Source organism: Streptomyces sp. 13-12-16 (genome assembly GCF_002114215.1).
Taxonomy (GTDB): Bacteria; Actinomycetota; Actinomycetes; order Streptomycetales; family Streptomycetaceae; genus Streptomyces.
The window spans coordinates 1-2,333 of the sequence record NZ_NCTE01000217.1 but is presented as its reverse complement, the minus strand read 5'-3'; the positions used below and the strand labels follow the sequence as shown (position 1 = coordinate 2,333).

Annotated in this window: 2 protein-coding genes; both read left to right on the top strand. The window is 72.7% G+C overall.

Annotated elements, in window-relative coordinates; genetic code table 11:
• Positions 1-180 precede the first annotated feature (180 nt).
• A complete protein-coding gene (locus B7767_RS09930) occupies positions 181-873 on the top strand; it encodes a response regulator transcription factor (protein ID WP_085571871.1) in 693 nt (230 codons plus the stop codon).
• Positions 870-2,321, top strand: coding sequence for a HAMP domain-containing sensor histidine kinase (locus B7767_RS09925; protein ID WP_085571870.1), 1,452 nt, complete (start codon positions 870-872; stop codon positions 2,319-2,321). The genes B7767_RS09930 and B7767_RS09925 overlap by 4 nt, the downstream gene beginning before the upstream one ends.
• The last annotated feature ends 12 nt before the right edge of the window (positions 2,322-2,333 follow it).

The following is a 2,333-nucleotide window of genomic DNA, read 5'->3' as shown; positions in this document are numbered from 1 at the left end:
AGGGCTTCCGCGGCATCGCGACCAGATACGACAAGACCGCCACCTCATACGAGGCAGCGGTCAGTCTCGCGTCGCTCCTGCTCTGGGCAAGATCCGTTTGAAGACGGACCCTAATCCTGGTCTCAGGTTGATCGGGGAAAATGAGCGGCAAAAACATCGACTGGGAGGGGGCGGGCCGGCGTGCGGATCATGATCGCGGATGATGAGGTGGCCATCCGTGAGTCCCTGGAGCGGGTGCTCCAGGTCGAGGGTTACGACACCAGCACCGTCGCCAACGGTCTCGCCGTGCTCGACGGGCTCGGCGGGGCCGGCGGTGACACGCTGGATCTGCTGATCCTCGACGTGATGATGCCCCGCCTCGGCGGGCTGGAGACCTGCCGGCGGTTGCGGGCCGCGGGCCGGGATCTGCCGGTGCTGATGCTGACCGCCCGTGACCAGGTCTCCGACCGGGTCACGGGGCTGGACGCGGGCGCCGACGACTACCTGCCCAAGCCGTTCGCCACCGAGGAGCTGCTGGCCCGGGTGCGGGCCCTGCTGCGCCGGCGCATGCCGACCGACGAGGAGTCGCAGGTCCTGTCGTTCGCCGACGTCCGGCTCGATCCCGACAGGTTCGAGGCGTGGCGGGGCGGGCGGCCGCTGCGCCTGACCCGGACCGAGTTCTCCCTCCTGCAGGTCCTCATGCGCAACGCGACCCGGGTCCTGACCCGCGACGCGCTGTTCGAGGCGATCTGGGGCTTCGACATGAGCGCCACCGCCAACAACCTCCAGGTGTACGTGAGCTACCTGCGCCGCAAGATGGAGGCCGGGGGTGAGCCGCGACTGATCTACACGCTGCGCGGCCTGGGCTACACGTTGCGGGAGACTCCTCCGTGAGCAGGCCCGCCGGCCGGGAACCGCGCCGGCCGACCCGGTGGTGGCGCCGGCGGTCCCTGCGGACCAGGCTGACGGTGATCGCGGCGACGGCCATCGCGGTCAGCGTGTTCCTGGCCTTCCAGGTGGCCAGCGAACTACTGGACTGGGAGCTGCAGGACACCGTCGAGGATCAGCTGCGCGCCGACTCCCGCGTCCTGGCGACGAACGTGGAGCGCGCCGGTCCGGCACAGGTCCGGCTACCGCCGTATCCCGGATCCGGCCGGCTGGTGCGGGTCGTCCTGCCCGACGGCTCGATCCGGACGCCGGCCGGCCAACCCGCGCTGCCCCCGGTCAGCGAGCAGGCCGGGCGCGTGGCGCAGGGCGCGTCGGCCGACCTGATGGAGTCGAGCGACAGCGACGAGGACGGCTACCTCATCTACACGCTGCGGGCGGGCGACGGCGCGGTCCAGGTGGCCCGCGCCGTCGACGACGGCCCGATCAACCAGTTCGGGTTCGGCATGCTGCTGATCGGGCTGCTCTGCGTGGCCGGCGGCGCCCTTGTCGGGCGGACCGTGGCGCGGACCGGGCTGGCACCGATCGACCGGCTGACCGCCGCCGCCGTACGTGTCGCGCACACCCGGGATCTCGACGCCGACATCCCGGATGAGGGCGGTGGGGAGATCCGGCGGCTGATCCGGTCGATCAACGACATGCTCGCCGCGCTCCGGGACTCCCGGCGGGCCCAGCGGCTGCTCGCCGAGGACGCCGCCCACGAGCTCAAGACCCCGCTCACCAGTCTGCGCCTCAACGTCGAGCTGCTGATCCGGCTCGATCGGCGCGGCACCCTGGACAGCGCACTGCCGGCGGAGAGCCGGACCCGGCTGCTCAACGATCTCGGCGCCCAGGTGGCCGAGTTGGGCACCCTTGTCGCCGAGCTGACCGACCTGGCGCGCGGTGACGTCAGCGACGAGAGCACCGAGGTGCTCGACCTCGCCGACGTGGTGGTGGCCGCAGTGGCCCGGGCGCGTTCCCGCGTGCCCGACATCGAGGTGGCGCTCGACGTGACCTCCGTGTGGGTGAGCGGGCGCCCCGCCGCGCTCGAGCGGGCGGTGCTCAACCTCATCGACAACGCCGGCAAGTGGTCCCCCGCGGACCGGCCGGTCCAGGTCCGGCTCCGTGCCGAGGGCGCGTCGGCGGTGCTCGAGGTCGACGACGCCGGGCCGGGCATCGACGCCGCCGACGTACCGCGGGTGTTCGACCGGTTCTACCGTGCCGACAGCGCACGGGCGTTGCCGGGATCCGGTCTGGGGTTGTCGATCGTGCAGCGGGTCGTCGACGCCCATGCCGGCCGGGCCACCGTCGCCCGCTCCGTACGCGGTGGTGCGCTGCTCCGGGTCGACCTTCCGGCCGCGGCCCCGCCCGCCCCGGTCGCGCGGCTCACCGCCGGGGAGGACACCGAGGTGCGCTGACCCGCCCCGGCG